The organism is Micromonospora sp. NPDC048169, assembly GCF_040652815.1.
GTDB lineage: Bacteria > Actinomycetota > Actinomycetes > Mycobacteriales > Micromonosporaceae > Micromonospora.
In genome coordinates this window covers 112,416-136,743 of the sequence record NZ_JBEZMS010000003.1, presented here as the reverse complement: position 1 = coordinate 136,743, position 24,328 = coordinate 112,416, and the positions used below count along the sequence as shown (strand labels likewise).

The 24,328-nt window shown below is 73.5% G+C and carries 29 protein-coding genes; 10 read left to right on the top strand and 19 right to left on the bottom strand.

Annotation, left to right across the window (positions count from 1 at the left end; genetic code table 11):
• The coding region (locus AB0D28_RS04250; RefSeq protein ID WP_357382055.1) for a DUF4192 domain-containing protein at positions 1 to 669 on the top strand (669 nt) is incomplete at its 5' end.
• A 65-nt stretch (positions 670 to 734) separates the two neighbouring features.
• Here the strand turns inward: AB0D28_RS04250 and fdhD are convergent.
• Positions 735 to 1,586 carry a formate dehydrogenase accessory sulfurtransferase FdhD gene (fdhD, locus tag AB0D28_RS04245; RefSeq protein ID WP_357382053.1) on the bottom strand — a complete coding sequence of 284 codons (852 nt, stop codon included), beginning with the start codon at positions 1,584 to 1,586 and terminating at the stop codon, positions 735 to 737.
• Between the two features lie 243 nt (positions 1,587 to 1,829).
• On the opposite strand from fdhD, the gene AB0D28_RS04240 reads away from it, so the two are divergent.
• The 3 genes from AB0D28_RS04240 to AB0D28_RS04230 all read left to right on the top strand — a co-directional run bounded on the left by AB0D28_RS04240 (position 1,830) and on the right by AB0D28_RS04230 (position 3,928).
• Complete coding sequence (locus AB0D28_RS04240) at positions 1,830 to 2,507, top strand: NTP transferase domain-containing protein (protein ID WP_357382051.1); 678 nt, start codon at positions 1,830 to 1,832, stop codon at positions 2,505 to 2,507.
• Positions 2,504 to 2,761, top strand: a complete 258-nt coding sequence (locus tag AB0D28_RS04235; protein WP_357382049.1) for a DUF6457 domain-containing protein — start codon at positions 2,504 to 2,506, stop codon at positions 2,759 to 2,761. The genes AB0D28_RS04240 and AB0D28_RS04235 overlap by 4 nt, the downstream gene beginning before the upstream one ends.
• Positions 2,762 to 2,827: 66 nt before the next feature.
• On the top strand, positions 2,828 to 3,928 hold the full coding sequence (locus tag AB0D28_RS04230; protein WP_357382047.1) for a hypothetical protein: 1,101 nt from the start codon (positions 2,828 to 2,830) through the stop codon (positions 3,926 to 3,928).
• 6 nt (positions 3,929 to 3,934) lie between these two features.
• Here AB0D28_RS04230 and AB0D28_RS04225 read toward each other — a convergent pair whose 3' ends face one another.
• Both AB0D28_RS04225 and AB0D28_RS04220 read right to left on the bottom strand, forming a co-directional pair.
• Positions 3,935 to 4,891 carry a zinc-binding dehydrogenase gene (locus AB0D28_RS04225; RefSeq protein WP_357382045.1) on the bottom strand — a complete coding sequence of 319 codons (957 nt, stop codon included), beginning with the start codon at positions 4,889 to 4,891 and terminating at the stop codon, positions 3,935 to 3,937.
• A 55-nt stretch (positions 4,892 to 4,946) separates the two neighbouring features.
• A complete protein-coding gene (locus AB0D28_RS04220) occupies positions 4,947 to 5,405 on the bottom strand; it encodes an Lrp/AsnC family transcriptional regulator (RefSeq protein WP_013289323.1) in 459 nt (152 codons plus the stop codon).
• 59 nt (positions 5,406 to 5,464) lie between these two features.
• Between AB0D28_RS04220 and ddaH the strand changes: the two genes are divergently transcribed.
• Positions 5,465 to 6,298 carry a dimethylargininase gene (gene ddaH, locus AB0D28_RS04215; protein WP_357382043.1) on the top strand — a complete coding sequence of 278 codons (834 nt, stop codon included), beginning with the start codon at positions 5,465 to 5,467 and terminating at the stop codon, positions 6,296 to 6,298.
• Positions 6,299 to 6,362: 64 nt separating this feature from the next.
• Here the strand turns inward: ddaH and AB0D28_RS04210 are convergent, their stop codons facing one another.
• A complete protein-coding gene (locus tag AB0D28_RS04210; RefSeq protein ID WP_357382042.1) occupies positions 6,363 to 7,586 on the bottom strand; it encodes an ABC transporter substrate-binding protein in 1,224 nt (407 codons plus the stop codon).
• A 48-nt stretch (positions 7,587 to 7,634) separates the two neighbouring features.
• The gene (locus tag AB0D28_RS04205) at positions 7,635 to 8,462 is read right to left on the bottom strand and encodes an alpha/beta hydrolase (protein ID WP_357382040.1); all 828 of its coding nucleotides are present in this window, start codon (positions 8,460 to 8,462) and stop codon (positions 7,635 to 7,637) included.
• A gap of 58 nt (positions 8,463 to 8,520) precedes the next feature.
• On the opposite strand from AB0D28_RS04205, the gene AB0D28_RS04200 reads away from it, so the two are divergent.
• Positions 8,521 to 9,111 carry a bacterial proteasome activator family protein gene (locus AB0D28_RS04200; protein WP_355093734.1) on the top strand — a complete coding sequence of 197 codons (591 nt, stop codon included), beginning with the start codon at positions 8,521 to 8,523 and terminating at the stop codon, positions 9,109 to 9,111.
• 35 nt (positions 9,112 to 9,146) lie between these two features.
• Here AB0D28_RS04200 and AB0D28_RS04195 read toward each other — a convergent pair whose 3' ends face one another.
• From AB0D28_RS04195 to AB0D28_RS04185, 3 genes are all read right to left on the bottom strand, one after another.
• Entirely contained in the window at positions 9,147 to 9,959 is an 813-nt protein-coding gene (locus AB0D28_RS04195) for an HAD family hydrolase (protein WP_357382038.1), read from the bottom strand.
• Positions 9,959 to 10,780, bottom strand: coding sequence for an HAD family hydrolase (locus AB0D28_RS04190; protein WP_357382036.1), 822 nt, complete (start codon positions 10,778 to 10,780; stop codon positions 9,959 to 9,961). The genes AB0D28_RS04195 and AB0D28_RS04190 overlap by 1 nt, the downstream gene beginning before the upstream one ends.
• 168 nt (positions 10,781 to 10,948) lie before the next feature.
• A complete protein-coding gene (locus AB0D28_RS04185) occupies positions 10,949 to 11,683 on the bottom strand; it encodes a hypothetical protein (protein WP_357382034.1) in 735 nt (244 codons plus the stop codon).
• 117 nt (positions 11,684 to 11,800) lie between these two features.
• On the opposite strand from AB0D28_RS04185, the gene AB0D28_RS04180 reads away from it, so the two are divergent.
• The 3 genes from AB0D28_RS04180 (at position 11,801) to AB0D28_RS04170 (ending at position 13,480) form a co-directional block, all read left to right on the top strand.
• A complete protein-coding gene (locus tag AB0D28_RS04180) occupies positions 11,801 to 12,229 on the top strand; it encodes an OsmC family protein (RefSeq protein ID WP_354866593.1) in 429 nt (142 codons plus the stop codon).
• 88 nt (positions 12,230 to 12,317) lie between these two features.
• Entirely contained in the window at positions 12,318 to 12,662 is a 345-nt protein-coding gene (locus AB0D28_RS04175) for a metallopeptidase family protein (RefSeq protein ID WP_357382301.1), read from the top strand.
• Between the two features lie 98 nt (positions 12,663 to 12,760).
• Positions 12,761 to 13,480, top strand: a complete 720-nt coding sequence (locus AB0D28_RS04170) for an AIM24 family protein (RefSeq protein ID WP_357382032.1) — start codon at positions 12,761 to 12,763, stop codon at positions 13,478 to 13,480.
• Positions 13,481 to 13,522: 42 nt separating this feature from the next.
• On the opposite strand, the gene pheA is transcribed toward AB0D28_RS04170, so the two are convergent.
• From pheA to AB0D28_RS04150, 4 genes are all read right to left on the bottom strand, one after another.
• Positions 13,523 to 14,476 carry a prephenate dehydratase gene (gene pheA / locus AB0D28_RS04165; RefSeq protein ID WP_357382030.1) on the bottom strand — a complete coding sequence of 318 codons (954 nt, stop codon included), beginning with the start codon at positions 14,474 to 14,476 and terminating at the stop codon, positions 13,523 to 13,525.
• A gap of 10 nt (positions 14,477 to 14,486) precedes the next feature.
• On the bottom strand, positions 14,487 to 15,029 hold the full coding sequence (locus tag AB0D28_RS04160; protein ID WP_357382028.1) for a hypothetical protein: 543 nt from the start codon (positions 15,027 to 15,029) through the stop codon (positions 14,487 to 14,489).
• A gap of 83 nt (positions 15,030 to 15,112) precedes the next feature.
• Complete coding sequence (locus tag AB0D28_RS04155; protein ID WP_013289310.1) at positions 15,113 to 15,562, bottom strand: hypothetical protein; 450 nt, start codon at positions 15,560 to 15,562, stop codon at positions 15,113 to 15,115.
• Between the two features lie 144 nt (positions 15,563 to 15,706).
• The gene (locus AB0D28_RS04150) at positions 15,707 to 16,444 is read right to left on the bottom strand and encodes a hypothetical protein (RefSeq protein ID WP_357382025.1); all 738 of its coding nucleotides are present in this window, start codon (positions 16,442 to 16,444) and stop codon (positions 15,707 to 15,709) included.
• Positions 16,445 to 16,606: 162 nt separating this feature from the next.
• Here AB0D28_RS04150 and AB0D28_RS04145 point away from each other — a divergent pair, with 162 nt between their 5' ends.
• Positions 16,607 to 17,821 (top strand): arginine deiminase, encoded by a 1,215-nt coding sequence (locus AB0D28_RS04145; RefSeq protein WP_357382023.1) that lies wholly within the window; start codon positions 16,607 to 16,609, stop codon positions 17,819 to 17,821.
• A gap of 10 nt (positions 17,822 to 17,831) precedes the next feature.
• Here the strand turns inward: AB0D28_RS04145 and AB0D28_RS04140 are convergent, their stop codons facing one another.
• From AB0D28_RS04140 to AB0D28_RS04110, 7 genes are all read right to left on the bottom strand, one after another.
• On the bottom strand, positions 17,832 to 18,716 hold the full coding sequence (locus AB0D28_RS04140) for a DUF5926 family protein (protein ID WP_357382021.1): 885 nt from the start codon (positions 18,714 to 18,716) through the stop codon (positions 17,832 to 17,834).
• A gap of 86 nt (positions 18,717 to 18,802) precedes the next feature.
• Positions 18,803 to 19,219, bottom strand: a complete 417-nt coding sequence (locus AB0D28_RS04135; protein ID WP_357382299.1) for an ATP-binding protein — start codon at positions 19,217 to 19,219, stop codon at positions 18,803 to 18,805.
• Positions 19,220 to 19,284: 65 nt separating this feature from the next.
• On the bottom strand, positions 19,285 to 20,739 hold the full coding sequence (locus AB0D28_RS04130; protein WP_357382019.1) for an ATP-binding protein: 1,455 nt from the start codon (positions 20,737 to 20,739) through the stop codon (positions 19,285 to 19,287).
• Positions 20,740 to 20,815: 76 nt separating this feature from the next.
• Positions 20,816 to 21,607 (bottom strand): glycerophosphodiester phosphodiesterase family protein, encoded by a 792-nt coding sequence (locus AB0D28_RS04125; RefSeq protein WP_357382017.1) that lies wholly within the window; start codon positions 21,605 to 21,607, stop codon positions 20,816 to 20,818.
• A gap of 16 nt (positions 21,608 to 21,623) precedes the next feature.
• On the bottom strand, positions 21,624 to 21,959 hold the full coding sequence (locus tag AB0D28_RS04120; RefSeq protein WP_013289303.1) for a rhodanese-like domain-containing protein: 336 nt from the start codon (positions 21,957 to 21,959) through the stop codon (positions 21,624 to 21,626).
• A gap of 28 nt (positions 21,960 to 21,987) precedes the next feature.
• A complete protein-coding gene (locus AB0D28_RS04115; RefSeq protein WP_357382014.1) occupies positions 21,988 to 22,926 on the bottom strand; it encodes an LCP family protein in 939 nt (312 codons plus the stop codon).
• A 176-nt stretch (positions 22,927 to 23,102) separates the two neighbouring features.
• Positions 23,103 to 24,314 (bottom strand): LCP family protein, encoded by a 1,212-nt coding sequence (locus AB0D28_RS04110; protein WP_357382012.1) that lies wholly within the window; start codon positions 24,312 to 24,314, stop codon positions 23,103 to 23,105.
• Positions 24,315 to 24,328 lie beyond the last annotated feature (14 nt).

Sequence of the window (24,328 nt, the reverse complement as noted above, 5' to 3'; positions counted from 1 at the left end):
GTCCTGGCGGACGGTCCCCCGTCGGACGGGGAGCCGCCGGTCCTGGCGGACGGTCCCGCGTCGGACGGGGAGCCGCCGGTCCTGGCGGACGGTCCCGCGTCGGACGGGGAGCCGCCGGTCCTGGCGGACGGTCCCGCGTCGGACGAGGTGTCGCTGGTTCCGGCCGAGGGTGCGGGTCCGGGCGGCGAGCCGTCGGTTCCGGCGGACAGAGCCGGATCGGGGGGTGAGCGTCGGGCCGTGCGGACGGCGGGCACGGCGGCTGTGCGAGCCGCGTTCCGCAGGCAGCGGCGCGGCGAGCGGCTGGACGACGACGAGGTGGCCTGGCTGACGGTGCTCCTCGCCCACGTGGCGGTGCGCGACCACGCCTGGTCCCGCACCGATGGCCGGGACGACGACATCAGCCTCTGGACGGACGTGCTGCGACGCGCCGAGCCGGACCTGACCGCCGCGCCGGGATGTCTGCTCGCGTTCGCCGCCTGGCGAGCCGGACACGGGGCCCTCGCGGCTGTCGCCCTGGAACGGGTGCTGTCCGCCCACCCCGGCTACTCGCTCGCGGTGCTGCTCGACGAGGCGCTCCGGCGCGGAGTCGCCCCGTCCGCGCTGGACGGGTGGCCCGGTTCCGACGACGGCGCGGTCCTGCGACGCCGCCGACGCCGGCCACGCCGGTAGCCGCCACCCGCCGCCGTGCGCGCCCGCTGAGCGGTCAGCACCGAGACGCACGCCCCGGTGAGCGGTCAGCCGATGCGCGCCGCGCCGGTGTAGACGTTCATTGTCGGCCCGCGCAGGAAGCCGACCAGCGTCATCCCTGCCTCCTCGGCCAGCTCGACCGCGAGCGTGCTGGGCGCGGACACCGCCGCGAGCAGCGGCACACCCGCCATCCACGCCTTCTGGGTGAGTTCGAAGCTGGCCCGTCCGGAGACCAGCAGCACATGCCCGGCCAGCGGCAGCCGCCCTTCCCGGGTGGCCCAGCCGAGCACCTTGTCCACCGCGTTGTGCCGCCCGACGTCCTCGCGCAGCACGACCAGCTCCCCGTCGGCGGTGAAGAGGCCGGCGGCGTGCAGGCCGCCGGTGCGGTCGAAGGCACGCTGCGCGGCGCGCAGCCGGTCCGGCAGCCCGGCCAGCAGCTCGGCGGTGACCACCAGTGGGTCGTCCCGCACCGGGAACTGCGAGCGGGTCCGCACCGACTCGATGCTCGCCTTGCCGCACACGCCGCACGAGCTGGTGGTGTAGAAGTTGCGCGACGGGTCGGTGACGGGCTCGGGCACGCCGGGCGAGAGCACCACGTCGACCACGTTGTAGGTGTTCGGGGTCTCCACCCCGGCGCAGAGCTGCGCGGTGTGCACGTCCTCCGCCGACCGGATCAGCCCTTCGGTGAGCAGGAAGCCGATCGCCAGGTCCAGGTCGTCGCCGGGCGTACGCATCGTCACCGCCAGCGGCCGGCGCCGGCCCGGACCGGCCGCACCGACGCGGATCTCCAGCGGCTCCTCCACGGCCAGGGTGTCCTGCCGCCGGATCCGCCCCCTGCCGTCCCCGGCCGCGCCGAGGTCGATCCGCAGCACACCACGCCGATCCGTCGCCCGTCCCATGCCGCCATCCTCCCCGGGCGCCCCGCCGCCCGCACGTCGCCCCAGGTCTTCCCGCCTTCCCCGGCCCTCGGCCGGCCCCGGCCAGCCCTCGGCCCGATGATCGATACCAGTTCGGTGAAGTGGCGGTACCGGAGGCCTGGATTCCCCACCACTTCGGTGAGGAACAGTCGATGAACGCCGGACAACGCCGGGCGCCGGCCCGGGTGGGGAAGCGGCGGTTGTGGCTGTGGCTACTGTGAGGCGGTGACGGGGTACGCGGCGATCCTGCTCGCCGGTGGCGCGGCCCGGCGGATGGGCGGGGTGGACAAGCCGGCCCGTGCGGTCGGCGGCCGGCCGATGCTGCACCGGGTCCTGGACGCCGTGACCGACGCGGACCAGCGGATCGTGGTCGGCTCGTCCGGCCCGGTGCCCAGTGGAGTCCGGACGACCCGGGAGGAGCCGCCGGGTGGCGGTCCGGTGGCCGCCACGGCGGCCGGGTTGGCGCTGCTCGACCCCGGTACGACGACTGTCGCCCTGCTCGCCGCCGACCTGCCGCTGCTCACCGCCGCGGCGGTGGCCGAGCTGCGACGCGCCCTCGCCGCCCCGACCGCCGGGCCGGAAGACGCCCTGATCGCCGGGCCGGATGACGCGCTGGCCGCCGGACGGCAGGCGCTGGATGGGCCCGCCGCCGCGCTCGCCTGCTATGTGGACGGGGACGGCCGCCGTCAGCACCTCTGTGCCCTCTGGCGGGTGCCCGCTCTGCGGGCCGCCCTCGACCGGCTCGCCGCGACGCGCGACGGCTCGCTCGACGGTGCGCCGGTACGCGGGCTGCTCGCCGGGGTTCCGGTACGGGAGGTGTCCTGGTCCGGCTCAGGGCCGCCGCCCTGGTTCGACTGCGACACTGACGAGGACGTACGCCGGGCGGAGGAGTGGACGAGATGACGGTGCTTGACGACTGGGTGACGGCGGTCTGCGCCGAACTGGACCTGGACCCGGCGGGGGTGCCCGTGTCGGCAGTGCTCGACGTGGCCCGGGACGTGGCCCACCAGGTGGTCCGGCCCGGTGCGCCGGTCACCGCGTACCTGCTGGGGGTGGCGGTGGGGCGCGGCGCGGACCCGGCCGCGGCGGCCGAGCGGCTCATCGCCCTGGCCGGCTCCTGGCCGGTGGACCTGGGCGGTTCCACACCGAAGGAATAGCGCCTCGCGCGGGATTCGGTCCCCCTCGCGCCTGGGTAGGGTGGCGGGAACGGACGGAGGCGATCTATGACGGCAGACCACCCCTCGGCGCCGGAGCACCACGCCACCGGCGCCACGCCGGAGCACCACGAGCCGATCCTGCTCGACGAGCCGACCACTGCTGATCTCCGCGCCAAGGTCACCGAGGCCTGGCGCGAGTTCGCCCGGGCGCTCGCCGACCGGCTGCGCGGGCTGCCCACGGGCGGGCATCTGGAGGTGACGCTCGACCCGACCGCCTCGGGCACGGGGGACGCCGTCTACTCGGTGAGCGTGGACGCCGGCGAGGAGGGACGCCTCTCGGCCCGCGCGGTCGGCAACGCCACGCTGCCGCAGGGCTACCGGCTGGACCGGGCGGCGGTGGCCGACATGGTGGCGCTCGGCTGGTCACCGCCGGGTGTGGTGCCGGGCTCCGGCGAGCAGTTCGGGCTGGACTGCGGCGCCGACGAGGCGACCCGGCTGGCCGCCGTGCTGTCCCGGACGCTGCGCGACGTCTACGGCGCCCCGCATCCCGCCTTCCTGGTCTACCTGGTGCACGACACCGAGGGTGAGCCGTTGCCTGTGGAACCGCTCGGCACCGCTCGCAGCGAGTTCGGCCCGGACCGCGACGTCGAGGCCGACCTGGACGAGGCGCTGGCCGCGGCGGCGGCCGCCCAGGCCGGCGAGAACGACGTGCTGGCGCTGGCGGAGCGGGTCCGCACCGTCGTGTCGACGATGCTGAAGTCCACGTCCGACAAGCTCCAGGTCGACTCCGACGGTGACATAAACATCCGGGCCGGGTCGGCCATGGTCTTCGTCCGGGTGCGGGACAACCCGCCGCTGGTGGACGTCTTCTCGCCGGTGCTGACCGAGGTCGAGCCGACCGAGCGCCTGTATGTGAAGCTCTCCGAGTTGACCAACCGGATGCCGATCGGCCGGCTCTACTGCGCCGACGACACGGTGTGGGCGTCGATCCCGGTCTTCGGCCGCAACTTCCAGGCCACCCATCTGATGCTCGCGGTGCAGGTGATGACCGGTCTCGCCGACGAGCTGGACGACCGTCTGCACGGCGAGTTCGGCGGCAAGCGCTTCTTCGGCGAGGGCGACAAGCCGGCCCGGGCCGAGGACCACCGCACCGGCATGTACCTCTGAGCCGGATCAGCGTACGTCGAGCAGGGTCTTGCCGACGGTCTCCCGCGCCTCGATCGCGGCGTGCGCGGCGGCGGCCCGGTCCAGCGGGAAGCGCTGCCCGATCAGGGGGCGCAGCCGTCCGGCGGCGCCCTCGGCGAGCGCCGCCTCGGTGAGGGCGCGCAGCTCGTCCGGGCCGGGTCGTGGGCTCAGCAGCGTGACGCCGCGTGCGGCGGCCGCCTCGGCCGGGATGTCCGCCCAGGTGCCGCCGGCCAGCCCGAAGCTGAGCATCCGCCCGCCGCGGTCCAGCAGGCCGAACGCCTCCCGGGCGATCGACCCGCCGACGCCGTCGAACACCACGTCGACCGCGCCGACGGCGTCCCGGACGCGGTCGGTCCAGCCGGCCTGCCGGTAGTCGACCACCACGTCGAGGCCGGCGGCGCGGAGCAGGCCGACCTTGCGGGCGCCACCGGCGGCGGCCACCACCGTCGCCCCGGCCGCCGCCGCCGACTGCGTGAGCAGCGACCCGACGCCACCGGCCGCCGCCTCGACCAGGACCCGGTCACCCCGCCGCAGCCCGGCAGCCCGCGCCAGCATGAGGGCGGTCCGGCCGTCGGCCATCAGCGCCACCGCCGCGTCCAGCGGCAACCCCGGGGGTACGGGGACCGGCGCGGCCTGGTCGACCACGACGCGCTCGGCGTACCCGCCGGTGCCGCCGGTGGCGGTGACCACGACGCGGCCGGCGAGCGCCGGGTCGGCGTCCGGTCCCAGCGCGGTGATCGTGCCGCCGACCCCGTTGCCGGGGATCACCGGCAGTTCGGCGCCGAACGGCCCGAAGCCGCTGGCCCGGAACATCGTCTCGACGAACGTGATGTTCGCGTGTGCCACGTCGACGAGCACCTGGCCCGGTCCGGGTGCCGGGTCGGGTGCCGTCCCGGGCACGAGCACCTCCGGTCCGCCGAACTCCCGCAGCCACACCGCACGCATACCGCCTCCTCGTCTTCCGCCGGACACGAGTGCACGACATGAAGCGAGGTTGAGGTCAAGGGGTGGACGGCCCGACGCCCGGGGACTCGACCAGCCGGGAGAGCACGATGGTGCTGCGGGACGAGGTGACGAACGATTCGGCGCGCAGCCGTTCCAGCGCCTCCTCCAGGTGGGAGATGTCCGCGGCGCGCAGGTGCACGAGCGCGTCCGCCTCCCCGGAGACGGTGTACGCGCCGACCACCTCGGGATGCCGGCGGGCGGCGGCGCCGATCTGCGCCGGTGTGGTCCGGCCGGCGCAGAACAGCTCGACGAACGCCTCGGTGGTCCAGCCGACCGCGGCCGGGTCGACGACGGCGGTGAAGCCCCGGATCACCCCGGCGGATCGGAGGCGGTCGACCCGTCGCTTGACGGCGGGGGCGGAGAGTGACACCCGGCTGCCGATGTCCGCGTACGAGGCGCGAGCATCCGCGACGAGTAGCGCAATGATTCGCTGGTCAACCGCGTCAATCTGCAACGTTCTGCTCCCCGGAAGCAATGCTTGTGGCTGTTACCAAAGTTGTACCGTACCTACTCTTGGTGACCGTGAACCAGCAGCGAGTCCCGCGAAAGCGGACATATCTCATGTGCTCGCCCGAGCACTTCACGGTCGAATACGCGATCAACCCGTGGATGGACGTGACCACGCCGGTCGACGCCGACCTGGCGGTCAAGCAGTGGGACCGGCTGCGGGAGACGCTCGTCGGGCTGGGGCACGAGGTGCACCTGCTCACCCCCGAGGCGGGCCTGCCGGACATGGTCTACGCCGCGAACGGCGCCTTCGTGGTCGACGGCACCGCCTACGGCGCCCGGTTCAAGCACGAGCAGCGGTCCGCCGAGGCTGCCGCGCACCGGGCGTTCTACGAGGAGCGGGGCTGGCGGTTCATCGCGCCGAGCGAGACGAACGAGGGCGAGGGTGACTTCGCGTACCTGCCGGACGCGCACGGCGGCCTGATCCTCGCCGGCTACGGCTTCCGGACCGAGCCGGCCGCGCACGCCCAGGCGCAGGAGGCGCTCGGCCGGCCGGTGGTCTCGTTGCACCTGGTCGATCCGCGCTTCTACCACCTGGACGTCGCGCTGGCCTCGATCGACGACGAGAACATCGTCTACTACCCGGGCGCCTTCTCCCACGCCAGCCAGCAGGTGCTGGCCCAGCTCTTCCCGGACGCGATCGTCGCGGACGACGAGGACGCGCTGGCGTTCGGCCTGAACCTGGTCAGCGACGGGCTCAACGTGGTGCTGAACAACGAGGCGACCCGGCTGGCCGGCACGCTGAAGGCGGCCGGCTACCACCCGGTCGGAGTGGAACTGGCCGAGCTGAAGAAGGGCGGCGGCAGCGTGAAGTGCTGCGTCGCCGAGCTGCGGCACTGAGCCGGCGCGGACGAAGGGCGGTCTCCCCGCGGGGAGACCGCCCTTCGACGTGTACGGGCGCCGGTCAGCCCAGCGTGGCCAGTTCGTTGATCACGACGTTGGAGAGCAGCCGGCCGTCGGTCTGCACCCGGCGCAGGTACCACTTCTGCTGGGGGGTACGCGTCTGGTTGAACTGCCAGGTGCCGCGCGGGCTGTCCACCTGACCGATCTTGCCGAGCGCCAGGTTGACCTGCTGCGGCGACGGGTTAGCCCCGGCCAGCCGGATCGCCTTGTCCAGCACCAGCGCGGCGTCGTAGGAGGCCATCGCGTACGTGGTCGGCGCCGAGTTGAACGTCTTCCGGTACGCGGAGGCGAAGATCCGGTTCGCGGTGTTGTTGAGGTCGGCCGAGTAGTTCAGCGCGGTCTCGATGCCGTACGACTGGATCAGCTTGCGCTCGCGGCCCTTCTCCCCGTCGTCGAGCTGGTCGAGCGCGGTGCCCTCGGTGAGGAACCCGGGGGCGTAGATCGGTCCCCGGTAGCCCTGGGCGTAGAGCTGCTTGACGAACTGCACGGCCTGCGCGCCGGAGTAGTGGCAGAAGACCGCGTCCGGCTTGCGCCCGAGCGCCTTGCGGATCGGCCCGGAGTAGAGCGTCCGGGAGGGGTTGGGGTCGTCGTCGGTGAAGATCGGGTCCTCGGTGAGCCGGCGGCCCCGCTCGTACGCGCGCCGCAGCCCTTCGACGACGTCCTGGCTGCCCGGGCCGCGGGTGCCGAAGATGGCGATCCGGCTCGACGCGTCCAGCTTCTGGCGCAGGTACTCGCCGAGCGCCTCGCCGGGCTCGGTCAGGACGTACGACGTGCGCCAGATGTAGACCACACCCTGGAGCGTCGACGGGGAGGCGTTGGAGCCGAGCAGCGGCACCCGGGCCTCTTCGACGGCATCCTTGATCCCGGTCATCACGGTCGGGCTGACCACGCCGGTGAGCGCGAGCACGCCCTCTTTGAGCAGCCGGTCGACGGCGGCCTTGCCGGTGGCGGCGGTGTCGCCCTCCTCGGCGGTCACGAGCGTGACCGGGTGGCCGGCGATCTGCTGGCCGCGCATGCTGAGGAAGAGCTGGAAGCCGTTGGTGATCTCGTCGCCGATGGCCTTGTTCGCCCCGCTGCCGGGCACGATCAGCCCGACTTTGATCGGGCTGCCGGATCCGGCCTGCTCTCCGGAGTCGTCGTCACCGGAGCCGCAGCCCGCCGCCAGTCCGGTGGTACCCAGCGCGGCCAGCAGTTGCAGCGCCCGCCTGCGGTTCATCTGTGCCACCGATTTCCTTCCCGACGGGGTGGCCATGGTGCACACCCCTTCGGCGTTCTACCTGCTCGGCGACGCTGCGTCAATGCCTTGAAGATCATCGTGAAGCGACCGCAACGCCTCGATGACCAGGGGCCAGGCGGTGGAGCCCGGGGCGATGAGTCCGAAATGCTCGCATTCGGGCAGCTCAACGAGCGTGGCGGAGCCGCCGGCGGCCCGATCGGCGGCCACCCAGGACCGGCTGATCGCCACCGGGACCTGGACGTCCGCCTCACCATGAACGACTACCGTACGTGTGCGAACGGGCACCAATGCCGATGGATCCGCCGCCGCGTACCGGTCCGGCACCTCCTCCGGGCCGCCGCCGAGCAGCGCGGCCACCGCACCCCCGTCCAGGTCCAGCCGGTACGCCTGCGCGAGGTCGGCAACCGGTGCCAGCGCGAGTACCCCGCCGACCGTCTCCGGGGCCTGCGCGGCCACGTACAGGGCCAGGTGCCCGCCCGCGGAGTGACCGACCAGGATCGGTGGCACCGGCGCCACCCGGCCGGGCAGCGCGGCGGCGGCCAGCTCCGGCAGCGCGGCGATCCCGGCGCGGACGTCGGTGAGCGTGTGCGGCCAGCCACCGCCCGGCCGGCCGGTCCGGCGGTACTCGATCTGCGCGACGGGGTGTCCGAGCGCGGCGAGCGCCGCCGCCATCGGACCGGTGTGGCTACGGTCGTACTCCGCCCGCCAGAAGCCGCCGTGCACCACGACCACCAGCGGCCGGGGTGGCCCGTCGCCGGCCGGCCGGCGCAGGTCGGCGCACTGGTCCGGGTGGTCGCCGTAGGCGACTGTGGCATTCGGGGGCGGGGACGGGCGGGTCAGCACCTCACGCGGGTCGGAGAGCATGCGGCGACGGTAGCGCCCCGGAGGTCCGGCCGCGTGCACCTGGTTCGCGTGGGTAAAGATGGGTGCCATGACCGAAGCGCACTCTGCCGGACACGACGACGAACAGGGCAACGATGGCATCCCCGGCACCGTGGTGGTGGTCGGGCCGGACGGCCGCCCGGTCGGCACGGTGCAGACCGACGAGGGCAAGGGCGAGGACCCGACCCGCCTGGTCGAGCAGCCGGCCAAGGTGATGCGGATCGGCAGCATGATCAAGCAGCTGCTGGAGGAGGTGAAGGCCGCGCCGCTGGACGACGCCAGCCGGAACCGGATGCGGGAGATCCACGAACGCTCGATCGTCGAGCTGAAGGAGGGCCTCGCCCCCGAGCTGCGCGAGGAGCTGGAGCGGATCTCCCTGCCGTTCACCGAGCAGCAGACGCCGAGCGAGGGCGAGCTGCGCATCGCGCACGCCCAGCTCGTGGGGTGGCTGGAAGGGCTGTTCCACGGCATCCAGGCCGCGCTCGTGGCCCAGCAGATGGCCGCCCGCGTCCAGCTGGAGCAGATGCGTTCCGGCCGTCAGGCGCTGCCCAGCGGCCCGGGCGGCGTGATCCCGGGCATGCCCGGGATGCCCGGGAGCGCCGAGGGCCACGCGCCCGGCCAGTACCTGTGACCCGCCGGCCGGGGCGCGTGAGGCGCCCCGGCCGCTCAGTCCACCCCGAAGACCTTCTCCAGGTACGCCGCCACACCGTCCTCGGTGTTCGGCCCGGTGACCTCGTGTGCGATCTCCCGTACGGTCGGGTGGGCGTTGGCGACCGCCACCGCCCGCCCGGCCCAGGCCAGCATCGGCACGTCGTTCGGCATGTCGCCGAAGGCCAGCACGTCCCGCTCGTCGACGCCCAGCCGCTCCGCGTACCAGGCCAGGCCGGCCGCCTTCGTCACGCCGGCGGCGGAGATCTCGATCAGCCCGCTGTACGACGAGTGCGTCGCCTCGGCCAGCCCTTCCAGCGCGCCCGCCACCACCCGCACGAAGACGTCCGGGTCCTGCTCACCGGCCCGCGCCAGCAGCTTCACCGCGGGCGCGGCGAGCAGCTCCTCCGGCGACTCGACTGCCCGGATCGCGTCGTGGTCGGCGTCCCAGCGCAGCGGGTAGTCCGCCTCGTGCCGCATCTGCCGGCTGTCCACGATCTCCACGGCGAGGCTCACGCCGGGCACCTCGGCCCGCAGCCGCCGGGCCACCTCGGCCAGCAACTCCGGGGCGAGCGGGTCGGCCCGCAGCACCTGGTCGGTGTCCGGGTCGTACACCACCGCGCCGTTGGCGCAGATCGCCGGCAGCGGCTCGGCGAGCTGCTCGTACACGAGCTGGAGCCAGCGGATCGGACGGCCGGTGACCAGGACCACCGGTGTGCCGGCGGCGGCGACCCGGGCCAGCACCGCGGCGGTACGCGGGCTGAGCGTCCGGTCGTCGCGCAGCAGCGTGCCGTCGATGTCGCTGGCGACGAGGCGAGGGGTTTCCTGCATCACCGGGACAGTAGTCGGTCCAGGTAGACGGCCACGCCGTCGTCGTCGTTGCGCAGGGTGACCTCGTCCGCCGCGGCGCGCACCTCCGGGTGGGCGTTCGCCACCGCCACCCGCGCCCACCCCGCCCAGCCGAACATCGGCAGGTCGTTCGGCTGGTCGCCGAAGACCAGCACGTCGGCCGGGTCCACGCCGAGCCGCTCGGCGACCACGCTCAGCCCGCTGGCCTTGTCCGTGCGCGGCGGGCAGATCTCGATGAAGCCGAGCCCGGCCTGGGTGAGCGTGGCAACCTCCGGTGGCACGACCGCGCGGGCCGCCGCCAGCAGTTCGTCGACGTGGTGGTCGGCGGTCCGCGCGAACGCCTTGATCACGTCGCAGGACAGGCACTCCATCCGGCTGCGCGCCTCGAACCGGTCCGGGTAGGGCCAGCTCGGGTGGTAGTCGCCCCACAGCGGCGCGTCGTGCTCGTCCGACGCCTCCACCATCACCGTCAGCGGACCGACCGCCGCCTCCAGGTCGGTGAGGATCCGGGCCAGCACCTCACCGGGCAGGCGCTCGTCGCGCAGCACCAGCGGCCCCTCGGGGTCGCTCTGGTCCACCACCCGGCCGCCGCCGGCCATCACCAGGAAGTCGGCGGCCCGGATGTCGTTGCGGGTGAGTTCGGTCAGGCGCGGTCCGCGGCCGGTCGCGCCGACCACCGGGATCCCGGCGGACCGCACCCGGTCCAGCACCCGATGGGTGTACGCGGAGACGGTCTCGTCGCTGCGGACGAGCGTGCCGTCGAGGTCGGTGGCGATCAGCTTGGGCAGTCCCGGGCGGGTCATGGTTCCTCCTTCGCCCGCCGCCGTCACGCCGGCCGACCAGGTCCTCGGTGCCGCGACCATGGGACGGCGGGCAGCAACCGTATCTCGCGCGACGGGCGGCAACCACGGCTTTCCGGCGAATCGGCGGCGAAGCCCCGGTGGCCGGCGTACGCCCTGCCGGGGCTTGGCTCAGCGGGACCGGTCGGGGTCGGCGAACGGCGTCGTGGGCTGCACAGTCAGGTCCGCCGGGGCGGGGGGCAGATCGTCCTCGTCCGCCCGGCGGCCACGGCCGGGCCGCTCCCCGTCCGGCTCCGCGTCGCCGGTCACACCGCCGGCCGCCCGGCCGGCCAGGTACAGCGCGCCCGCCAGCAGCGCGACGGCGACGAACGCGCTGACCAGGCCGCGTCCGTGCTCGACCTGGAGGCGCTGCTCACCGACGAAGAACAGGATGCGCCGGGCGATCTGTTCGAGGGAGGCGGCGGTCGCGACGAGCACCCCGAGCACGCCCGCGGCAAGACCCAGCCCGGCCAGCCGGGCCTGCTGCCGTACCGCCGGGGTGCCGCGCAGCGCCAGCGCCACCGCCACCGACAGCCCGAGCACACCCACCAGGTACGCCGTCCCGAACCCGCCGATGTCGGAGATGCCGTTCGTCAGCCGGGTGGGTGTCTCGCCGCCCCGGACTTCGGCCGGCACCGCGATCACCAGCCACTCGCCGATCAGCGAGGCGACAGCGGCCACCGCGCCGAGCCCGGTGAGCACCGTCGGCAGGCGACGGTCCCGGCTCAGCGCGGCTAGCGAGCGCCCGGCCCGGCCGGACGACTCCGGCTCGGCGTCGCCCCACTCGACGATCGTGGTGTCGTCGGACCTGTTGTCCTGCATGGGGATCCGCTTGTCCTGCCGGGGAACGGGGAGATCCTGCGACATGGCCACCCTTCCCGTACGCGGGCCTGGGTCGAATCATGGCACAGCCCGCGCCCGCCGGCCGGGATCGCGACCCGAGGTCCGGTGCGGTGCGGCCCGCTTTCGGTTAGCGTCGGTGCCATGCCTATCCGTACCGCATCCGCTCGCTGGCAGGGCAACCTCACCGAGGGGTCCGGCACCGTCCGCACCGGCAAGGGCGGCCTGTCCGGCAACTACTCCTTCAAGTCGCGCTTCGAGGAGGGCGAGGGCACCAACCCCGAGGAGCTGATCGGCGCCGCGCACGCCGGCTGCTTCTCGATGGCCCTCTCCAAGCAGCTCGCCGACGCCGGCGCCCAGGAGTCGGCGGTGGAGACCACCGCCAAGGTGCACTTCGACAAGACCGACGCCGGCATGACGGTGACCCGCATCGACCTGGAGACCGTCGGCCAGGTCCCGGGCATCGACCAGACCGAGTTCACCAAGCTCGCCGAGGCGGCCAAGGAGAACTGCCCGATCTCCCGGCTGCTGTCCCCGGGCGCGCAGATCACGCTGAACGCCCGTCTGGCCTGACATCGCGTACGGCACGGCGAGGGTGTCCTGCGGGACGCCCTCGCCGTGCGGTGTGCCCGACCGGAGGGAGTGACCGGGCCGCGTGGCCGTGGAGATGAGCCGGGACCGGTTCGAGGAACTGGTCGGCGAGGCGCTCGACGAGGTGCCCGAGGAACTGCTCGGGTTGATGAGCAACGTGGTCATCCTGGTGGAGGACGACCCGCCGCCGGGCGAGAACCTGCTCGGCCTGTACGAGGGGCACGCGCTCACCGATCGCGGCTGGGACTACTCAGGCGTGCTGCCCGACCGCATCCTGATCTACCGCAACCCGATCCTGGCGATCTGCGACACCGACGACGACGTCGTCGAGGAGGTGGCGGTGACCGTGGTGCACGAGATCGCCCACCACTTCGGCATCGACGACGAGCGGCTGCACGCCCTGGGCTGGGGCTGACCGGCCTCCGGCGCGTCCCCGCCCGGCTGGTCCCGGCGGTTGCGCCGGTCCCCTAACCTGCGGATCAGGCAGAACCTGATGCGGGAGGAAAACAACCCATGCGCAGCGCGCTGTTCTCCGCGGAGAACCTTGAGAAGGAGTCCCAGCAGCCGGGCATGCGGTTGCAGAACGCCAAGATGCTGAAGATCGAGCTGAACGGCGAGGCGATGGCCCGCGTCGGCTCGATGGTCGCCTACCAGGGGCAGGTGCAGTTCCAGGCGCTCGGCTCCGGCGGCATCGGCAAGTTCATCAAGCAGCGGCTCACCGGTGAGGGCGTGCCGCTGATGAAGCTCTCCGGCCGCGGTGACGTGTTCCTCGCCGACTTCGCCAAGGACGTGCACATCATCGACCTGGAGCCGGGCGACGCGCTGTCCATCAACGGCTCCAGCGTGCTGGCGTTCGACCCGACCCTTCAGTACGACATCAAGATGGTCGGCGGCGCCGGTTTCGCGTCCTCCTCCGGCCTGTTCAACTGTGTCTTCACCGGGCACGGCCGGATCGCCATCACCACAAAGGGCACCCCGGTGGTGCTGAACGTGGACGCGCCGACGTACGTGGACCCGCAGGCGGCGGTCTGCTGGTCGGCGAACCTCCAGACCGGCTACCACCGCGCCGAGCAGCTCGGCCTCGGCACGCTGCTCGGCCGCAGCACCGGCGAGGCGTTCACGATGAGCTTCGCCGGGCAGGGCTTCGTGGTGGTCCAGCCCTCGGAGGAGCCTCCGGTGGCCGGCAGCGGCTCCCAGCAGCAGGGCGGCGTGCTCGGCGGCCTGCTGCAGTGACCTCCGGTGCCCGGGGCGTCCGCCGAGGTCGCCCCGGGCCGGTCAGCTCAGCTCTCCGGCCCGCAGCCGGGCCACCCAGGCCGCCGCGTCGGCGTAGTCGGCGTCGGTGAGCCCGGGCGGCACCGGCGTCGGCTGGCCACCCGCCGTGCTCCAGCGGTGCCGGGGGTACGACCCCAGGAACCGCACGTCGGCGCAGACCCGGCGCAGCCCCTGCAACGCCTCGCCGAGGCGAACGTCGGCGACGTGCCCGGCGCAGTCCAGGAAGAACACGTAACGGCCGAGCGCCTCGCCGGTGGGGCGGGACTCGATCCGGGTCATGTTCACGCCGCGTACCGCCAGCTCCATCAGCACCGCGAGCAGCGCGCCCACCCGGTCGTGGGCGAGGAACACCGCGAGCGAGGTGAGGTCGTCGCCGGTGGGCGGCGGGGGCGGCCCGGGGCGGGCCACGAGCGCGAACCGGGTCACCGCGTCCGAGTGGTCGGCGATCTTGTCGGCGAGCACCGCCAACCGGTGCCGGCTCGCGCCGATCGGGGCGCAGATGGCGGCGTCGTACTCGCCACCGGCCGCCCCGGCCGCGGCGGCGCCGTTGGAGAGCACGTCGACCACTGTGGCGTCGGGCAGGTGCTCCCGCAGCCAGCCCCGGCACTGGGTGGACGCCTGTGGGTGGGCCGCGACGGCGCGGACGTCGGACAGCGTGGTGCCGGCGCGGGCGGCCAGCACGAACTCCACCGGCAGGACCACCTCGCGGGTGATCACCAGCGGGTCGCCCTCGACCAGTTCGTCGAGCGTCACCCCGACCGCGCCGCCGATGGAGTTCTCCAGCGGCACCAGTGCCGCGTCCGCCTCTCCGGCGCGTACCGCGTCGAGCGCCTCGCCGACGCTGCGGGCGGGTGTGCGGTCCCCGCGCTCGGCGGCGGGCACCGTGCGCAGCGCCTGCTCGGCGAAGGTGCCCTCGGGGCCCAGGTAGACGAAGCGGGTCGGCGGTGTTCCCGGCATGCCGACCAGCCTACGCACCCGGCGTGCCGTCGCAGGCCAGGGTACGGATGCCGGCCGGCGCCACGGTCCGCACCTCGATGCCGCACACGTCGGTGCCGGCGGTGACCAGCCTCGGCGTGCCGGTCTCGCCGCGCGTGACCACCTGCAACTCCTCGTGCCCGGGGACGGTCAGCACGGTGTACTGCCAACCGTCGGCGCAGAGCGGACCGGTCGCCACCGTGACCCGGACGTCGCGGGGCAGCACGCCTGCGGAGCCGCGCAGCAGCGCGACGATCCGGTCGCCGGAGGGCCGCCCCCGGCAGGGCACCGCCGACGACGGCACGGACGGGGAGAGCGTGGGCGGGAGGACGGGCGCCGGTGGGGTGGGGGTGGCGCTCGGGGTCGGCGTGGCGGACGCCGTCGGGGCCGGTACGGGCGTGGCCGCGGCGGGTGGTGGTGCGCGCAGTTCGGGTGGTGTGCCGCAGGCGGCGAGGGCGAGCAGCGTCAGCAGCGCCAGCGGGCGGTGGCGGCGTCGGGGCTGTGGGGTGCGGGGCACGGGGGCGTCCTCGGGCATCGAGGGGTGTCGTCGTGTGGTGGGGCCGAGGCCATCGTAGGATGATGACCGGCCCGGGTGAAGGGCGTGGCTCTCGTCGCCGGTCAGACCGCGGAGAGGAAGGTGAGCGAGCCGGCCACCGCGCCGTCGGTGAGCACCGGCGTGGAGATGGCGTCGACCGTCCGGCCGGCGTCGGAGCCGGGCCCCTGCACGCGCAGCAGGCCGCGGGCGAGCCGCCCGGAGTGCAGCGCCAGCAACGGCGGGATCTTGTCGGTCTCCTGCTCGGTCAGCTCGCTCGGGCTGGCCGTGAAGTCGACCAGGCGCAGGCCACCCTCCAGCAGCGGCAGGCCGATGACGTCCTCCGGGGCGCCCAGGCAGAGCAGGTCGCAGCCGGACGAGGAGATCGCCACCACAGTGGTGCCGGCGTCGATCAGCAGGCACGGCTCGGCGGCCCGGGAGACCATGCCGGACCACTGCCCGAAGTTGTCGGACTCCTGCTCGGTGGATGCCGCGGGCGCGAACACTTCCGAGAGTGAGAGTTCGACGTGGGCCACCGCGCCTCCTATGTACACCGACGGTCTGTCCACGCTAGCCGGTCGGTGCGGCGGAAGCATCGGCTGCCGGGCGGCCGGCGACGGCGCGGACCGACGGAACCAGTCGGGGGCGGTGCCGGGGGCCGCGTGGCGTCGCCGGAGACGTTACCGGCGGGCGGCCCGCTTGTCAGCGGCCGTTCGGCCCTCGTCATACCACCGGTAGTCGGCGGATGGACGGTACGTGCCGTTGAACCAGGTCGCCGGCGCCTGGGCGACGCGGGAGAGCTTCTCGGCGGTGGCCGGACTGATCCGGTTCCCGCCGGCCACGAGCAGGCGGTCCAGCTCGCGGTGGGTGGCCATGAGGCAGTCCTTCGGCAGGCCGTAGACGCTGATCACCCCGGAGCCGACGAACGTCAGCACCGGGGTGACCGGGATCGGCAGGCCGACCGCGTCGGAGAGGGCCTTGCTGGCGCGCTTGGCGTCCCGGCGTGCCTCCGCCACGTACGGCGGGCGCTTGCCGTTGATCTGGACCACGTCTCCGGCCACCAGCACCCGGGCCCGGCCGTGGTCGGCGATGGTGACCGCGAACAAGCCGCTCGGGCCGATGGCCAGGAACCCGGCCCGGTCGTCGCCGTCGCGGTCGAGCAGCATGTCGGCCGGATCCGTCCGGGGCCACTCGATGACGTGCCAGGCGGGACCGAGGTGGTCGAGTTGGCCCAGGGCGCGGGCCCCTGCCGCTTCCAACCGGCGGGCCCCCCGCTCCGCCCGGCGACGCCGGGCCCACTCCAATGGAGTCGGTCGGGCCGGCTCGAGCACCGAGGTGGGCTCGACCCGGGAGTGCGGCACCGTGCGGGGCGGCAGTGCCCTGCTCGGTACGGCTCGACGAGCGGGAAAGACAGTCATCGCGACCTCCGGCAAAAGGTCTCTCGAAGTTATGTCTCCACTACCCTACGTTGCGCCCCCGGGGGCTCGGCAAGTTGGACCGCCGGAGTGAGTGCGGATGAATGCCATATTCATTCACACTTCTTTTCCGGATGCTGCGCAAGCCTGCCCTAGGCTGCGGGAGTGACCCACTATGTGGACAGCGAAGTCGCCCGACTCGGGACGGTGCTGCTGCACCGCCCGGGACCGGAACTGGCCCGCCTCACCCCACGCAACAACGACAGTCTCCTGTTCGACGCTATCCCGTGGGTGGGACGCGCGCAGGAGGAGCACGACGCGTTCGCGGCGGCGCTGCGGTCCCGTGGGGTCGAGGTGCTCTATCTGGTCGACCTGCTGGTCGAGACGCTCGCCGTGGCAGACGCCCGGGCCGAGCTGACCGAGCAGGTGCTGCGGTCCCGCCGGCTCGGCCACACCCTGCGGCGCCGGGTCGCCGACCATCTGACGTACCTCGACCCGGCCGGGCTGGCCGACGTGCTCACCGCCGGGCTCGCCCACGAGGAACTGCGGATCGGCGCCGACCGCCCCGGCGGTCTGGTCTGGACGCTCATGAACCGGCACGACTTCGTCATCGACCCGCTGCCGAACCTGCTGTTCACCCGCGACTCGTCGGTCTGGATCGGCGACCGGGTCGGTGTGACCAGCCTGGCCATGCCGGCCCGGCGGCGGGAGACCACGCTCACCGACGCCATCTACCGCCACCACCCGCGCTTCGCCGGCACCGAGTTCGTCTACCACCCCCGGCTGGAGCATCTGGAGGGCGGCGACGTGCTGCTGCTCGCGCCGGGAGTGCTCGCCGTCGGTGTCGGTGAGCGCACCACCCCGGCCGGTGCGGAACGGCTGGCCCGGCAGGTGTTCGCGGCCGGACTGGCACACACCATCCTGGTGGTGCCGATCGCGCAGGAACGCGCCACCATGCACCTGGACACGATCTGCACGATGGTCGACGTGGACGCCGTGCTGATGTACCCGAACGTCGCCCACGAGCTGTCCGCGTACACGGTCATCGCCGGCGCGGACGGCGACGACCTGCGGGTCGACGGGCCGGCACCGTTCCTGCGGGCCGCCGCCGACGCGATGGACCTCGACCAGCTCCGCGTGATCGACACCGGCCTCGACCCGGTCACCGCCGAACGCGAGCAGTGGGACGACGGCAACAACACGCTCGCGCTCGCGCCCCGGCTCTGCGTCGGCTACGAGCGCAACGTGGAGACCAACGCGCAACTGGAACGCGCGGGCATCGAGGTGATCGCCATCGCCGGGTCGGAGCTGGGCTCCGGGCGGGGCGGCCCGCGCTGTATGTCCTGCCCGCTGGTGCGGGAGAAGGGCGGGGCCGCCTGACCCGGAGCCGTCAGCGCAGCGTCAGCTGGCGGCCGAGCAGGCCCTGGCGGGCCCGGCGGCCGGCCGCGTCGAGCGGCTCCCGCTCCGCCACCGCCTCGGCGTAGCGCTTGGCGAACTCCGCCACCGGCGCCTCCCACTCGGCGGCCGGGGTGTCCTCCGGCAGGTCCCAGACCGGCGCCAGCCGCCCGTGTGCCCGGAACATGCCAGCGAACTTCGTGTCGTCGCCGAGCGTCAGCGCGCCCGCCGCGGCGAGCCGGGACAGCGCGTCCAGCGCGGCGTCCTCGTCGTCCGGCAGGACCAGGCGCACGTGGGCCTTCTCCGGCACCTGGCACCAGTACGCGGCCCGCGCGGCGGCCAGCTTGACGGTCGGGTAGATCGCCGAGTTGGCCCGCTCCAGGGACGCCTGCACGTTCGGGTCGTCGGCGGCGCCCGGGTCGAGCCAGAAGTCGAACCCGTCGTGCATGGTGATCTCCAGCGGGCCGTCCACCAGGATGTCCTGGAGGCGGGGGCCCGGCCCGGGCAGCGGTGGCACGCTCACCTGGCCGCCCGGCTCGGTACGCAGCGCGGAGATCAGCGCGTCGGCCAGGTCGCGGGAGACGTCGCCGGACTGCTGGTGCCGCTGCAGGCCGATGAAGACCCGCCCGTCCGGCTTGGTCATCGCCGGGGCGGCCATCGGCAGCACGGTGGCCAGCGTGACCGGCCGGTCGCCGTACTCCTCGATCAGTTCCGGGGTCAGCCGCAGCGGCGCGGACGCGGCCGGGACCAGCTCGCGCAGGGCGATCCACTCCGGCTCGTCGGCCAGGCCCTCGAACGGCCGGGGCACGAAGACGTCGCGCACCTTCTCCCGCTTCGGGGTGGCCTCGACGGCCCGCTGGTTCTTCCGACGCTTGCTCATGCGCCCGCTCCGCTCCGCTCGCCCATGGCGAGACAGCCTAGATGCCGGGCCCCGGCGGTGGGGGCCGGACCCGGCTGTCGCGCCGGTCAGCCCGCGGCGACCAGGTCCGTCCGATGCGCCGGGACCGGGTCGAACCGGGCCCACACGCTCTGGCCCAGACCGTCGCGCTCCACCCCCCAGCCGCTGGCGAGCCCGGCGACGATGTGCAGCCCACGCCCGTCGGCCGCGTCCGGCGAGGCGGTACGCATGCACGGGCCGGCACCGGCACCGCCGTCGGTGACCCGCAGCTCGATGCTCGGCCCCTGCTCGGTCGGGCGCAGCCGCCAGGCGACCCGCACCACGCCGCCGGGCAGGGCGTCGGCGTGCCGGACCGCGTTGCCGACCAGTTCGGCGAGGACCGCGACCAGGTCGGCCATCAGGACCGGGGGTACGACGCCGGTCAGCTCGTCGGCGAGGCGGTGCCGGGCCAGGCGCGCGCCGGTGGCGTCGTGGGGCACCACCACGCACCACGACCGTTCGGCCGGACCAGTCGACACGTCGTTCCTTCCCCGCCCGTGAGCGCCCCGGGTCAGCCCCGGGGCAGCCGCACCTCTGCGACCGTACCGCCACCGGCTCTGGGCCGGAGGGATACCCATCCATTCTGCTGTTCAACGATCTGGCGGACGAGATAGAGGCCGAGCCCGGCGCCGGGATAGCGGCGGCGGTCGCCGGACTCCCCCTGCCAGAACCGTTCGAAGGCCCGCTCCACGTGTTCCGGGCGGATGCCGATGCCCCGGTCGGCCACCCGGAACGAGACGGTCCGCTCGTTCGCCTCGGCGGTGATCTCGATCGGCGTGTCCGGCAGCGAGTACTTCCCGGCGTTGGTGCCCAGTTCGGTGAGCACAGTGGCGAGGCTGTGCCGGTCGCCGAGCGCCTTCGGCAGGTCGGCGGGCAGGTCGAGCACGACCCGGTGCCGGACGTCGGCCGGCAGGTCGGTCACCGCCGCGCGCAGCGCGTCGACCAGGTCGAACGGCGCGGCCGGCTCACCGCCGGGACGGTTCTCGGTGGCGGCGGTCAGCAGCCGGTCGACCAGGCGGGCCAGCTCGTTCGCGCGCTGGCCGATGATCCGGGCGGCCTGCCTGCGGTCGCCGTCGCTCAGCGAGTCCCAGTGGTCCGTGAGCGTGTCCGCGTACCCCTTGATGACGGTGACCGGGGTACGCAGCTCGTGGCTGGTCACCGCGACGAACAGGTCCCGGTCGTGGTCGCGCCGCTGCTGGTCGGTGGTGTCGCGGAAGGTGACCACGCGCAGCGCGTTCGGGCCGGGCAGCTCGCCGGAGGTGATCCGCAGCCAGCGGCCGTCCGGCAGCCGGTGGTCGAGCACCTGGCCGGGCGGCGGCAGCGGGAACGGCAGCGGGCGGCTCAGCGCCTCGTCCGCCGGCCGGCCGGTCACCTCGACCGCGGCCGGGTTCCAGAGCCGGACCCGGCCGTCCCGGTCCACCACCGCGAGGCCGTCGGCGAGCGCCGCCACGACCGGGCCGTCCCCGTGTACGGGCAGGCCGGTCTGGTCGCCGTACATGTGGGCGATGCAGGCGGCGATGTAGCCGATGACGGCGCGTTGCGAGGGTTGCAGCGGTTCGCCCAGCGGGTAGAGCGCGTGCAGGCTGCCGACGGTGAGCCCGCCGATCTCGGCGCGCGCCACGATCATCCGGCAGAGGCCCCGGCCGGCGACCTCGTCGGCGAGCGCACCGGGGATCGCGTCGACCCGGACCTCCCGTACCGGCGGGCCGGCGAGCAGGCAGACGGTGGCCGGGTCGGTGGCGGGCAGCGGGCGGCCGAGGACGAACTCGGCGCTGCCGGTCGCGGCGACGACCCGTCCGCCGGCCGGGGTGAACTCCACGAAGACCAGGCCGGCCGCGCCGACCGCCGGCTGGACCTCGCCGAGGAGTCGGGTGAGCACGGCGAGACCGGACTCGCCGGAGTTGATCATATTGATCACTGCGGTGTGGCCGGCGATGAAGGCGGGGTAGTCGGTTCGCTCCGGCATGTCCCGAGTGTGCCGCGCCGTCCGCGTCCGGGACACCCCCGGCCGGTCGACCGTCCCCCGTACCGATCGACGGGACTCACCGGCCCAACCGGGCCAGCGCGCGGGCCGGCCGGTCCGTGATCACCCCGTCCACGCCCGCTTCCAGCACGAGTTCCAGGTCCTCCGGCTCGTTGACGGTCCAGACGTAGACCGAGTTGCCGGCGGCGCGCAGCGCGGGGACCAGGCGCGGGCGGGCCCGGACGAGATCCACGCCGGGACCGGCGATCCGGGCGCCGAACGGCAGCCGGCCCAGCGGCAGCAGGCGGGGCAGGACCTCCAGCAGCAGCACCGTGGGCAGCGCCGGCGCGAGTTCCCGGACCCGGCGTACGGCGAGCGGCGAGAACGACATCACGGTCACCTGGACCGGATCGTCCGGGCGGGGCTCGGCCAGCCCGTACCGGCGCAGCATCTCGACCAGGCGCCGCTCCACGTCGCCCCGGTAGCGCGACGGGTGCTTGGTCTCGATCAGCAGCCGGACCGGCCGCCCGGCCGCCAGCACCGCGTCGAGCAGCCGTTCCAGCGTGAGCAGCCGGGTGTGCGACTCGTCCAGCCGCACGTCGTCCTCGGCGAGCGTCGCGGCGCGGTGCCAGGAGCCGAAGTCGAGCGCCTCCAGCTCGGCGAGCGTACGCGCGCTGACCAGCCCACGGCCGTTGCTGGTGCGGTCCAGCCGACGGTCGTGGACGCAGACCAGATGCCCGTCGCGGGTCAGCCGGACGTCGCACTCCAGCCCGTCCGCGCCCTCGTCCAGGGCGCGCAGGTAGGCGGCGAGCGTGTGCTCCGGCAGGTCGTACGAGGCGCCGCGATGGGCGAAGACCAGGGGGGCGGTCACGGACGCGTCACCGACTTCAGGCGACCCGGCCCGGCTGCCCGTCGTCGGTTACCACCGGACGGCCGGCGGCGGCCCAGTCGCCCATCCCTCCGTCGACGTTGCGCACCTGGTCCCAGCCGTTGCGCATGAGGTAACCGACCACCTGGGCGGACCGTCCGCCCGAGCGGCAGATCACCGCCACGTCGCGGTCCTGCGGGATCTCGGCGATCCGGGCGGGCAGCTCGGTCATCGGCAGGTGATGGGCGGCCGGCGCGTGGCCGGCGGCCCATTCGTCGTCCTCCCGGACGTCGAGCAGGTAGACGTCGTCGGGCACGGCCGACGCGGGGACGCTGGGTAGTGAGGCTCCGAACACGGTAACCAAGCCTAGTCGCCCGAGCCGCTCACAGCCGGTTGACCCAGCGCGGATTCGCGCCGGCCCACTGCGGCACCCGCGTGTCGCGCAGCGCGCCGAACAGCCCGGCGCCACCGTCGTCGAGCACCACGTACGAGACGCCGTCGATGGTCTGCGGGTAGGAGGGCACCTGGACCCCGCGCAGGGCGTCCGCGGGCAGGCCGCGCAGCGCGAACAGCAGCTCGCCGAGGGGTACGCCGTTGGTGTCCACGGTCAGCGCCCCGCCCGCCGCGCGCAGCACCCGGTCCAGCTTGACCGGGTCGTCGCGCAGCCGCGTCTGGCCGGCCCGGTCGACCATCGCCCGCAGCATCTGCTGCTGGTGCCGCTGCCTGTCGTAGTCGCCGCCGGGCAGGTCGTAGCGCTGCCGTACGTAGTCCAGCGTCTGCGCGCCGTCCATCTGCTGGCAGCCGGCGTCGAACTGGTGCTGGGTGTGGATCGAGCGCACCGGCGTGTCCACACACATCCGGATGCCGCCGAGCTGGTCGATCACCTGCTTGAAGCCGGAGAAGTCGACGAGCGCCGCGCCGTCGAAGCGGATCCCGGTGAGCCGGCTCAGGGTGGTGCTGAGCAGCCGCGCGCCGCCCTCACCGCCGCCGCCGTGCTCGTACGCGGCGTTCACCTTGTCCTGGCCGCCGGGGAATCCGGGCGCGGCGGGGAGCGCCACCAGCAGGTCGCGCGGCACGGAGATCAGGTACGCCTGCCGCATCCCGGCCGGTACGTGCACGATCAGGATGCTGTCGGAGCGCTGGTCCTCCGGGCTCGCGCCGGGCCGGTGGTCCGAGCCGATCAGCAGGTAGTTGAGTGCGCCGTCCAGGTCTGTCCGCTTCTTCCGGGCGGCCGGGTCGAGCAGTTGCTCCTTGGCGACGGTGCGGTCGTAGCGCGAGGTGAGCCAGTGCAGACCGGCGACGCCGAGCGTGGCCAGCAGCACCAGGGCGAGCCCGGCGCCGAGCAGGAACCGGGCCCGGCGGGCGGGTCCACCCCGCCCGCGTCGGTTCCGTGCTGGCCTGGACGTGACGATCCCCCCGTAGCCGCGACATGAGACCCGCTCACGTCAGGCTACGGGGGGATCGGCCGACCGGTATCGCTTTCGCGCAGGTCAGAGCGTCATTTACGGGTGGAGAGGACGTCCGGGTTGTTCACCACGAACTCGGCCAGCTTGTCGTCCTTGACCGCCTGGAACATGTCCATGCTGAGCTGGTTGAGCACCTCGCGGTTGTTGCCGTTGCCGTTGAAGGTGCCGCCGTTGGTCCGCAGGGTGACGAGGTCGTTGCCGGTCACACCCTTCATCGTGAAGATGAAGTCCTCGATCGACACGCCGCCGGTGTCCAGCACGAACGCCTTGCCGGCCGCCTTGATGAGCCCGTTCAGCTTGATCGGGTTGGTCAGCGTGCCGCTCTCGGAGGCCTTCTTGGCCATCGCCTTGATCAGCTGCTGCTGGTTCTGCTGGCGGTCGTAGTCGCCGTTGCGAAGGGTCTTGCGCTGCCGGGAGTAGTCCAGCGCCTGCCAGCCCTCCATCTCCTGGCAACCCTTCTTGTACGTCACCGGCTTGCGCGCCTTGCCGGTCTTCTTGGCGTCCGCGTTCCACATCGGCTTGCCGTCGACGTACGACATGTGCAGGGAGGAGACCTCCTCGGTCACGCAGATCCGCACCGTGCCGAGCTCGTCGATGACGTTCTTGAAGCCGCCGAAGTTGATGATCGCGGCCCCGTCGAAGCTGATCCCGGTCATCCCCTTGATGGTCTTGGCCATCATCTGGGCGCCGCCCTCCCAGCCGCCGCCGTTGCGCGCGCCGATCTGGAAGGCAGCGTTGATCTTGTCGGTGCCGCCCTTGAAGCCGTTGTCGGACGCCGGGATGTGCGCCTCGGTGTCACGCGGGATCGAGATCAGGTACGCCTGGTCGTGGCTGGCCGGGATGTGCAGCACGATGATCGTGTCGGCCCGGACGTCGTCGGCGGCCCAGCGGGCCCGCGCGTCCACGCCGAGCAGCAGCATGTCGATCGGGCCTTCGAGGTTGTTGCCACCCTCGGCCTCGGTCTTGCCCGCCTCGCCGAGCAGGTTGCGCTGGGCGATGTTGTTGGTGGCCTGGCCGATGACCGCCTTGCTGCCGACGATCGCCACGCCGCTCGTCACCATCAGCACGGCGCCGAGCACGAGCGTGAGCTTCGCCCAGAGCGGGTCCTTGCGCTTCGTGCGCTTCTTCTTGCCACCGCCGGGACCGCGACCGCCGGAACCGGGCTGTGTGGGGATGACCGGAGGAACCCGCCCGGATGACCCGGGTGCCGGTGAGTGGGTGCGACGGCTGGTCTGGACCGACATGCGTGCTCCAGCTC

What these genes read in the sequence shown, in the direction of transcription:
- AB0D28_RS04180 (WP_354866593.1), top strand. Translation starts at nt 11,801, where the DNA reads ATGCCTATCCGTACCGCATCCGCTCGCTGGCAGGGCAACCTCACCGAG.
- AB0D28_RS04190 (WP_357382036.1), bottom strand. Translation starts at nt 10,780, where the DNA reads ATGACCCGCCCGGGACTGCCCAAGCTGATCGCCACCGACCTCGACGGC.
- AB0D28_RS04160 (WP_357382028.1), bottom strand. Translation starts at nt 15,029, where the DNA reads ATGCCCGAGGACGCCCCCGTGCCCCGCACCCCACAGCCCCGACGCCGC.
- AB0D28_RS04235 (WP_357382049.1), top strand. Translation starts at nt 2,504, where the DNA reads ATGACGGTGCTTGACGACTGGGTGACGGCGGTCTGCGCCGAACTGGAC.
- fdhD (WP_357382053.1), bottom strand. Translation starts at nt 1,586, where the DNA reads ATGGGACGGGCGACGGATCGGCGTGGTGTGCTGCGGATCGACCTCGGC.
- AB0D28_RS04195 (WP_357382038.1), bottom strand. Translation starts at nt 9,959, where the DNA reads ATGCAGGAAACCCCTCGCCTCGTCGCCAGCGACATCGACGGCACGCTG.
- AB0D28_RS04225 (WP_357382045.1), bottom strand. Translation starts at nt 4,891, where the DNA reads ATGCGTGCGGTGTGGCTGCGGGAGTTCGGCGGACCGGAGGTGCTCGTG.
- AB0D28_RS04130 (WP_357382019.1), bottom strand. Translation starts at nt 20,739, where the DNA reads ATGCCGGAGCGAACCGACTACCCCGCCTTCATCGCCGGCCACACCGCA.
- AB0D28_RS04140 (WP_357382021.1), bottom strand. Translation starts at nt 18,716, where the DNA reads ATGAGCAAGCGTCGGAAGAACCAGCGGGCCGTCGAGGCCACCCCGAAG.
- AB0D28_RS04150 (WP_357382025.1), bottom strand. Translation starts at nt 16,444, where the DNA reads ATGACTGTCTTTCCCGCTCGTCGAGCCGTACCGAGCAGGGCACTGCCG.
- AB0D28_RS04230 (WP_357382047.1), top strand. Translation starts at nt 2,828, where the DNA reads ATGACGGCAGACCACCCCTCGGCGCCGGAGCACCACGCCACCGGCGCC.
- AB0D28_RS04110 (WP_357382012.1), bottom strand. Translation starts at nt 24,314, where the DNA reads ATGTCGGTCCAGACCAGCCGTCGCACCCACTCACCGGCACCCGGGTCA.
- pheA (WP_357382030.1), bottom strand. Translation starts at nt 14,476, where the DNA reads ATGCCGGGAACACCGCCGACCCGCTTCGTCTACCTGGGCCCCGAGGGC.
- AB0D28_RS04185 (WP_357382034.1), bottom strand. Translation starts at nt 11,683, where the DNA reads ATGTCGCAGGATCTCCCCGTTCCCCGGCAGGACAAGCGGATCCCCATG.
- AB0D28_RS04170 (WP_357382032.1), top strand. Translation starts at nt 12,761, where the DNA reads ATGCGCAGCGCGCTGTTCTCCGCGGAGAACCTTGAGAAGGAGTCCCAG.
- AB0D28_RS04205 (WP_357382040.1), bottom strand. Translation starts at nt 8,462, where the DNA reads ATGCTCTCCGACCCGCGTGAGGTGCTGACCCGCCCGTCCCCGCCCCCG.
- AB0D28_RS04200 (WP_355093734.1), top strand. Translation starts at nt 8,521, where the DNA reads ATGGGTGCCATGACCGAAGCGCACTCTGCCGGACACGACGACGAACAG.